7 protein-coding genes and 2 tRNA genes are annotated in these 7804 nt (G+C 68.4%); 5 read left to right on the forward strand and 4 right to left on the reverse strand.

Annotated features, from left to right (window positions below):
- Positions 1–7: 7 nt before the first annotated feature.
- Complete coding sequence (locus GGQ87_RS10270) at positions 8–1600, reverse strand: carboxyl transferase domain-containing protein (protein ID WP_168047153.1); 1593 nt, start codon at positions 1598–1600, stop codon at positions 8–10.
- 271 nt (positions 1601–1871) lie between these two features.
- Between GGQ87_RS10270 and GGQ87_RS10275 the strand changes: the two genes are divergently transcribed.
- Entirely contained in the window at positions 1872–3221 is a 1350-nt protein-coding gene (locus tag GGQ87_RS10275) for an MATE family efflux transporter (protein WP_168047155.1), read from the forward strand.
- Here GGQ87_RS10275 and GGQ87_RS10280 read toward each other — a convergent pair.
- Positions 3208–3576, reverse strand: coding sequence for a bleomycin resistance protein (locus tag GGQ87_RS10280; protein WP_168047157.1), 369 nt, complete (start codon positions 3574–3576; stop codon positions 3208–3210). The genes GGQ87_RS10275 and GGQ87_RS10280 overlap by 14 nt on opposite strands.
- 101 nt (positions 3577–3677) lie before the next feature.
- On the opposite strand from GGQ87_RS10280, the gene metG reads away from it, so the two are divergent.
- Positions 3678–5384 (forward strand): methionine--tRNA ligase, encoded by a 1707-nt coding sequence (gene metG, locus GGQ87_RS10285; RefSeq protein ID WP_168047159.1) that lies wholly within the window; start codon positions 3678–3680, stop codon positions 5382–5384.
- A gap of 49 nt (positions 5385–5433) precedes the next feature.
- On the opposite strand, the gene GGQ87_RS10290 is transcribed toward metG, so the two are convergent.
- Entirely contained in the window at positions 5434–6279 is an 846-nt protein-coding gene (locus tag GGQ87_RS10290; RefSeq protein ID WP_168047161.1) for a TerC family protein, read from the reverse strand.
- Positions 6280–6330: 51 nt separating this feature from the next.
- Positions 6331–7257 carry a 23S rRNA (guanosine(2251)-2'-O)-methyltransferase RlmB gene (rlmB, locus tag GGQ87_RS10295; protein WP_168047163.1) on the reverse strand — a complete coding sequence of 309 codons (927 nt, stop codon included), beginning with the start codon at positions 7255–7257 and terminating at the stop codon, positions 6331–6333.
- Between the two features lie 149 nt (positions 7258–7406).
- Between rlmB and GGQ87_RS10300 the strand changes: the two genes are divergently transcribed.
- From GGQ87_RS10300 to GGQ87_RS10310, 3 genes are all read left to right on the forward strand, one after another.
- Positions 7407–7490 (forward strand) — tRNA-Tyr (locus GGQ87_RS10300).
- A 95-nt stretch (positions 7491–7585) separates the two neighbouring features.
- Positions 7586–7659: transfer RNA gene (locus GGQ87_RS10305), tRNA-Gly, on the forward strand.
- 50 nt (positions 7660–7709) lie between these two features.
- Positions 7710–7804 (forward strand): GTP-binding protein (locus GGQ87_RS10310; protein WP_209282537.1); only part of this gene is annotated, 95 nt, incomplete at its 3' end.

Genomic DNA, 7804 nt, shown 5'->3' on the forward strand with positions numbered 1-7804 from the left:
GCCCCGATCACATCCTGAAGACGCCGAAGGTCGTTTCAGGGATGGGCGCGTTGAGGCTCGCCGAGATCGCAAGCCCCAGCACGTCACGCGTCTGGACAGGGTCGATGACGCCGTCGTCCCAGAGGCGGGCGGTGGCGTAGTAGGGGTTGCCTTCGTCCTCGTATTTCTGGCGGACGGGGGCCTTGAAGGCCTCGGCCTCCTCCGAGGTCCAGGTGTCGGCGTCGCGGTGGACGGTGGCGAGGACGGCGGCGGCCTGTTCGCCGCCCATGACGCTGATCCGGCTGTTGGGCCAGGTGAAGAGGAAGCGAGGGGAGTAGGCGCGGCCGCACATGCCGTAGTTGCCGGCGCCGAAGCTGCCCCCGATCAGGACGGTGAATTTGGGCACCTCCGCCGAGGCGACGGCGGTGACCAGCTTGGCGCCGTTCTTGGCGATGCCCTCGGCCTCGTATTTGCCGCCGACCATGAAGCCCGAGATGTTCTGCAGGAAGACCAGCGGAATCTTCCGCTTGCAGGCCAGTTCGATGAAGTGGGCGCCCTTGAGCGCACTCTCGGAGAACAGCACGCCGTTGTTGGCGAGGATGGCGACCGGATAGCCCCAGATGCGGGCGAAGCCGCAGACCAGGGTCGTGCCGTACAGGGCCTTGAACTCGTCGAACTCGGAGCCGTCGACAAGGCGGGCGATGACCTCGCGCACGTCGTAGGGCGCGCGGACGTCGTCGGGGATCAGGCCGTACAGCTCTTCGGCGTCGAAGGCGGGGGCGCGCGGTTCGCGGACGTCGAGGTCGACGCGCTTCACCGTGTTCAGGCTGTCGACGATGGTGCGGACGATCTCGAGCGCGTGCTCATCGTTCTCCGCGACATAGTCGACCACGCCCGAGCGGCGGCCGTGGGTCTCGGCCCCGCCCAGCTCCTCGGCCGAGATGACCTCGCCGGTGGCGGCCTTCACCAGCGGCGGGCCGGCGAGGAAGATGGTGCCCTGTTCGCGCACGATCACCGTCTCGTCCGACATGGCCGGGACATAGGCGCCGCCGGCGGTGCAGGAGCCCATGACGCAGGCGATCTGCGGGATCGACTTCGCCGACATCCGGGCCTGGTTGAAGAAGATCCGGCCGAAGTGATCGCGGTCGGGGAAGACCTCGGCCTGGTGCGGCAGGTTGGCTCCGCCGGAATCGACCAGATAGACGCAGGGCAGGTTGTTCTGCTCGGCGATCTCCTGCGCCCGCAGATGCTTCTTCACCGTCATCGGGAAATAGGCGCCGCCCTTCACCGTCGGATCGTTGGCGACGATCATGACCTCCCGGCCCGAGACTCGGCCGACGCCGCAGATCATTCCCGCGCCGGGCGCCTCGTCGTCATACATGCCGTTGGCGGCCAGCTGTCCGACCTCGAGGAAGGGCGAGCCGGGGTCGAGCAGGCGTTCGACGCGGTCGCGGGGCAGCAGCTTGCCGCGGGAGACGTGGCGTTCGCGGGACTTCTCGGGGCCGCCGAGCGCGGCTTTGGAGACGCGGGCGTAGAGCTCGTCGCGGAGGGCGCGGTTGTGCGCGTCGAGGGCCTTGAAGGCGGCGCTGTTCGGATCGATGGCGGACGTCAGCTTGGGCATGGGTGTGGTTTAGGGTGGTTCTGAAAGACGCTCCATACCTTTCGTCATCCTCCGGCGCTCCGAAGGAGTGACCGGGGGACCCAGCGGCGCCGCGACGGCGGCGAACACCGGTGTTCCCGGCAGGGTCGCGCTCTCGCGCGCCGCTGGGTCCCCCGGTCTGCGCCGCGAAGGCGCGGCTTGCCGGAGGATGACGAAAGAAAAGGAGGGCTTATGCAGGGCCCAAACATCCGAGGTTGACCCGCCGCCGCCCGCGTGGCCTCTGCCGCCTCCCATGACCGCCCTCAGCCCCCAGACCCGCGCCACCCTGAAAGACCTGCTGCACCTCGCGTGGCCGGTGGTGCTGGCGCGCATCGGCATCATGACCATGGGGCTGACCGACGTGATCGTGGTCGGCAACTGGTCCAGCCGGGAACTGGCGTTCAGCTCGCTGGCGCTGGCGCCGACGGCCATCGTGGTGACCACCGCGGTCGGGCTGATGATGGGGGTGCAGGTCATGACCGCGCGCTTCCTGGGCGAAGGCCGACGGCATGAGGTCGGGGCGGTGCTGCGGCGGGGCGTGAGCTATTCGCTGAAGCTCGGGATCAGCGCCATGATCGGCATGATCCTGATCGGGCCGTGGGCGCTGCGGCACATGGGGCTGGCCGACGGGCTGGGCGAGGGCGCGTCGCCGGTGCTGGTGGTCTTCGCCCTGTCGATGCCCGGCTATCTGGTCAGCGTGGCGGCGCAGTTCTTCCTCGAGGCCATGCACCGGCCGCGCGCCGGCATGTGGGCGATGTGGGTGGCGAACGGCATCAATCTGGCGCTGAACCTGCTGCTGGTGCCCGATATTCTGGGGATCGGGCTGGACGGGGCGGTGGCCTCCGCCTGGGCGACGGTGTTCGCAAGGACCTCGCTGGCGGTGTTCCTGATCGTCTACATCGTGCGCCTGCCCGAGGCTCGGGAGATCGGCGTGTTCCGGCGGCCGGTCAGGGATCACGCCGCCGAACGCGAGCAGCGCAAGATCGGCTATGGCGCGGGATCGAGCTATTTCATCGAGGTGGGGGCCTTCGCCGCCATGACCTTTATCGCGGGCCAGTTGGGCGCCATCGAGACCGCGGCCTGGACGATCGTGCTGAACGTCTCGGCCATCGTCTTCATGGTCCCGATGGGGCTGTCGGCGGCGACGGCGGTGCTGGTGGGCCGGGCCTATGGGGCCGGAGACGGGCGCGGCGTGCTGAGGGCGGGGTTGGTCGGCATCGGCGTGGTCAGCGCCCTGACGCTGCTGGTCGCGCTGGTGCTGTGGCCGACGGCGCCGCTGGTCGCGAGCGCCTACAACCGCGACCCGGCCCTGCTGGCGGTGGTCATACCGGCGCTGGTGCTGGCGACGCTGTTCTTCGTGGCGGACGGGATTCAGGTGGTGTCGGCCTCTGCCAACCGGGCGGCGGGCGACGTCTGGTGGCCGACCATCATGCATTTCGGCGCCTACACCCTGGTGATGATGCCGCTGGGCTGGTGGCTGGCGCACGAGGTCGGTGTGGATGGCCTCGTCTGGGCGGTGATCATCGCCAGCCTGGTGTCATCAGTGCTGCTGACGGGGCGGTTCGTCAGGGTGGCGCGGCGGTTGCCGATCAGCGCTGGGTGAACCTGAGCGTATTGCCGTCCGGATCGTCGACGTAGAATTCGCGCGTGCCCCAGCTCTGGTCGAGCGGCCCCTCGTGGACCGGAGAGTCCGGCGAGGCGGGCGTCTTCAGTCCCCGGGACAGGAAGGTCTCGAACAGGGCGTCGATCCCGGTCACCTCGACCACGACGGCCTGACCGAAGACCCCGTCGCCGCTGTGGCTCGACAGGTGCAGCACGTCGCCCGCGCGGATCAGCCAGGCGAATCCCGGATCGGTCTTATCCGACCATTCGCGCCGCACCTCGAAATCGAGCACTTCGGTGTAGAAGGCGATCGACCGCGCGATGGCGCTGCATTTGACGGTGGGGATGATCGCCATGCCGCCAATCTACGCCCGAGGCATGCAATCGCACAGCCTGTGGTGACGTTGGCGGCGTCGCCCTCTATATCCGTCGCCTCCCCCAGACTCCCCGGACGACCATGGCCCGCATCCTGATCACCTCGGCCCTGCCGTACATCAACGGCATCAAGCATCTGGGGAATCTGGCCGGATCGATGCTGCCGGCGGATGTCTTTGCGCGGTTCAAGCGGGCGCAGGGGCATGAGGTGCTCTACATCTGCGCCACCGACGAGCATGGCACCCCGGCGGAGCTGGCCGCCGCCGCCGCCGGTCAGGACGTGCGGACCTATTGCGACGAGCAGCACGAGATCCAGAAGGCGGCGGGCGAGGCGTTCGGCCTGAGCTACGATTGGTTCGGCCGATCCTCGAACGAGCCGAACCGCCGCCTCACCCAGCATTTCGCCAAGGTGCTGGAAGAGCAGGGGCTGATCGAAGAGCGGGTCGACCGGATGATCTATTCCGTCGACGACGCGCGCTTCCTGCCCGATCGTTATGTCGAGGGGACCTGCCCGCACTGCGCCCATGTCGGCGCGCGGGGCGACCAGTGCGACAACTGCGGGCGGCTGCTGGACCCGACCGACCTGATCGACCCGTATTCGTCGGTGTCCGGCTCGCGGAACCTCGAGGTGCGCGATACGCGCCACCTGTATCTGCTGCAGACGAAGCTGGAGGGCCGCATCCGCGACTGGATCGGCACCAAGACCGACTGGCAGACGCTGGCGCGGTCCATCGCGCTGAAGCATCTCGACGAGGGGCTGATCGACCGGGGCATCACCCGCGACCTGAAATGGGGCGTGCCAGTGGTGGGGCCCGACGGCGGGCCGCGGCCGGGCATGGAGGGCAAGGTCTTCTACGTCTGGTTCGACGCGCCCATCGAATACATCGGCGCGACCGAGGAGTGGGCGAACGCGACCCGCCGGACGTGGCGCGACTGGTGGCGGACCGACGAGGGCGCGGACGACGTCCGCTACGTCCAGTTTATGGGCAAGGACAACGTCGCCTTCCACACCGTCAGCTTCCCGGCGACCATCCTGGGTTCGGGCGAGCCGTGGAAGACGGTCGACACGCTGAAGGCCTTCAACTGGCTGAACTGGTACGGCGGGAAATTCTCGACCAGCCAGAAGCGCGGCGTCTTCATGGATCAGGCGCTGGAGCTGCTGCCCGCCGACTACTGGCGCTGGCACCTGACCGCCTATGGGCCCGAGGGGGCGGACGCGGCCTTCACCTGGGAGCAGTTCCAGTCGACGACCAACAAGGACCTGGCCGATGTGCTGGGCAATTTCGTCAACCGCATCGTCAAATTCGCCGAGAGCAAATTCGACGGCGTGGTGCCTGACGCGGGCGAGCCGGGGCCGCTGGAGCTCAAGCTGGAGGCCGATCTGCGCGCCGGAATCTCTGAGGCCACGGCGCAGTTCGAGGCCATGGAGTTCCGCAAGGCGGCGCAGGCGCTGCGGGCGGTCTGGGTGCTGGGCAACGAATATCTTCAGGAGGCGGCGCCCTGGACCGCCTTCAAGACCGATGTCGAACGGTCGGCGGTGGGCGTGCGCACCGGCCTGAACCTCGTCGCCCTGTTTGCCCGGCTGGCGGCGCCGGTGATGCCATTCTCGGCGGAGAAGATCGGCGCGGCGGTCGGGGCGACCGACCTGTCGTGGCCTTCGGCGGACGAGGCGCTGCTCGACGTCCTGCCGCGCGGCCAGACGGTGGCGGCGGCCGGGGTGCTGTTCACCAAGATCGAGGACGCCCAGGTGGCGGAGTGGTCGGAGCGGTTCGGCGGGGCGGAGGCCTGACGTTCGACGCGTATAATGAAAAGGCCCGGAGCGATCCGGGCCTTTTTGCTTATGGGGTCGGAACCGCGGCGGGCCGGACCGGGGCCGGCCCGGCTGGCTCCCCATGCGCCGGCGCGGCGCTCTTCTCCTCGCCCCGCGTGCCCTTCAGGTGTTTGGCGGCCTCCTTCGGGCTGATGTCGAGGAAGGCCGGGGCGGAGGCGTTGAATTCCTCCATCCGGTCGGTGCGCACGATCACCGAGCGCGCGCCGTCCCAGATCATGTGCAGGGCGACGTAGAGGACGACGATCAGGCCGAGGTAGCCGATCCAGCGGAAGCGGTGCAGCAGCTTGGCGATATAGGTGGCAGCCACCCCCATCAGGGCGATCGACAGCACCAGGCCGAACACCATGATGACCGGGTGGTCGTGCGCCGCGCCGGCCACGGCCAGCACATTGTCGAGCGACATGGTGATGTCGGCGATCATGATCTGGATCAGGGCGGCGCCGAACGATTTGCGCTTGAGGCCCAGCTCCTCGGGCGACGGACCCTTGCCGTGTTCGATGCTGAGGGCGAGTTGGAGCTCGCGCTCCGCCTCGGCCTGGTCGTGGGTGCGTTGCTCCTGCAGTTCGCGCCACATCTTCCAGCACACCCAGAGCAGCAGCAGGCCGCCGGCCAGCAGCAGACCGATGATGGCCAGAAGGCTGGCCGTGATCAGGGCGAAGCCGATCCGCATCACCACGGCGGCGATCAGGCCGATGAGGATGGCCTTCTTGCGCTGCTCCTGCGGCAGGGCGGCGGCGGCAAGGCCCACGGCCACGGCGTTATCGCCGGCGAGGACCAGATCCATCATCACCACCTGACCGAGGGCGGTCATGGCGGCGGGCGTGAACAGTTCGGCTGAGCTCAGGAATTCCATGCGCGGGCTCTAGGGCAGGGGAGTGCGGTTCGGCAAGCGGGGGACCGGAGTTCAGGTTCCAGCCTGTTTGCGCGCCGCCTCATAGAGGGCGACGGCCGCGGCGTTGGAGACGTTCAGGCTCTCGAAGCCGCCGGGCATGGGGATTTTGGCCATGACATCGCAATGCTCGGCCACCAGCCGGCGGACCCCGTCGCCTTCCGAACCCACGACCAGCACGGTCGGCCGGGCGTCCAGCGCCTGATCCAGCGTCTGCTCCGCCGCGCCATCCAGACCCACGGCGCGCCAGCCGAGGTCGGCCAGCCGCTCCAGCGCCCGGCTGAGATTGGTGACCCGGGCGCAGGGAAGGCGCTCCGTCGCGCCGGCGGACGCCTTGGCCAGCGCCCCGGCGAGGGCGGGGGAGTGGCGGTCCTGCACCACGATTCCCTTGGCGCCGAAGGCCAGGGCCGAGCGGAAGATGGCGCCGACGTTCTGCGGATCGGTCAGCTGGTCCAGCATGACGATGACGCCGGAAGCCGGATCGGCGATGTCGTCCAGCGCCACGCCCTCGAGCGGCTGCACCTTGAACGCCAGCCCCTGATGCACGGCCCCGGCAGGCAGCATGCGGGCGAGGGCGACGGCGTCGATGATCTCGACCTTGTGACCGTGCGGGGCCAGCCGGTCCTTCTCGATCTCGGCGGCGCGGTCGGCCGTGGCCAGCAGCCGACCCATGCCCTTGCGGGCCGGATTGGCGAGGGCGGCCAGCACCGGATGGCGGCCCCAGACGAAATTGTCGGCGTCAGCCTTGCCGCCGCGCGGCGGGCGAGGCGCGGAATCAGCGCTGCGGGCGGGCGGATTGGGGTTCCAGCCGCCGCGGTCGGGCCCGCCGGCAGCGGACGCCCTCGGACCTTTGCCGGAGGCGTCGGAACGCCCGCCGGCCTTGCTTCCGAAGGCCGGCTTTTTGCCCGATTTCCGGTCGTTGCGTTCTGGATTTCTCGACACTATAAGACGCCCTCCGATTTGGAGCCCTGAGGGCTTTCGGGTCAGGCGCCCCCTCTATCGCAGGCGACGCAAGACAACGAGAGCTTTCGTCGACGCGCTCTCCGAAAGGGGAACGAAGAGACGGTCCGACGGTTCGAAAACAGCGCGCTGGGGGAATGTCCCGAGCGGCAAAGGGGGGGGACTGTAAATCCCCTGCGTAAGCTTCGCAGGTTCGAGTCCTGCTTCCCCCACCACGCGCTTTTCGAGACGCCGGTCCGGACGCCACATCGGGTCGGCGGTCGACGGTCCCTGCTTCCCCCGGGAAGGACGGGCCCGAGGCCGTCTCCGTGCGGGTATAGTACAATGGTAGTACAGCAGCCTTCCAAGCTGAATATGTCGGTTCGATTCCGTCTACCCGCTCCAGAATTCTATAGCTGAACAACGCCCCCTTCCGGGCCACAGGAGTTTTGGCCATGGCCAAGGAAAAGTTCGAACGTAACAAGCCGCACTGCAACATCGGCACGATCGGTCACGTTGACCACGGCAAGACGACGCTGACGGCGGCGAT

Source organism: Brevundimonas alba (genome assembly GCF_011927945.1).
GTDB classification, from domain to species: domain Bacteria; phylum Pseudomonadota; class Alphaproteobacteria; order Caulobacterales; family Caulobacteraceae; genus Brevundimonas; species Brevundimonas alba.